At 60.3% G+C, this 506-nt stretch carries 1 protein-coding gene; it reads left to right on the top strand.

Annotated elements, in window-relative coordinates; genetic code table 11:
* Positions 1 to 506: adenosine deaminase family protein (locus BK660_RS29965; RefSeq protein ID WP_148057478.1), on the top strand; the 506-nt coding region annotated here is incomplete at both ends.

The raw sequence follows: 506 nt of genomic DNA, 5'->3' as shown, positions 1-506 counted from the left end.
GCAGAACGTGATTCACACCGAACCGTTCTTCGACCCGCAGACCCACACCGACCGCGGCATTCCGTTCGAAGTAGTGCTCAACGGCATCGCCGCGGCATTGAAGGATGGCGAGCAGCAACTGGGCATCACCAGCGGTTTGATCCTCAGCTTCCTACGCCACTTGAGCGAAGAAGAAGCCGAGAAAACCCTCGATCAGGCGCTGCCGTTCCGTGACGCGTTTGTCGCGGTCGGTCTCGACAGCTCCGAAATGGGCCACCCGCCGAGCAAGTTCCAGCGTGTGTTTGATCGTGCCCGTCACGAAGGCTTCCTGACCGTTGCCCACGCTGGCGAAGAAGGCCCGCCGGAGTACATCTGGGAAGCCATCGACCTGCTGAAAATCCAGCGCATCGACCATGGCGTGCGCGCCATCGAAGATGAGCGCCTGATGCAGCGGATCATCGACGAGCAGATCCCGCTGACCGTGTGCCCGTTGTCGAACACCAAACTCTGCGTGTTCGATCACATGT

Source organism: Pseudomonas brassicacearum (assembly GCF_003732265.1).
GTDB classification, from domain to species: domain Bacteria; phylum Pseudomonadota; class Gammaproteobacteria; order Pseudomonadales; family Pseudomonadaceae; genus Aquipseudomonas; species Aquipseudomonas brassicacearum_D.
Note: the sequence above shows the minus strand (reverse complement) of the source record. Positions and strands in the feature narration are given on the sequence as shown.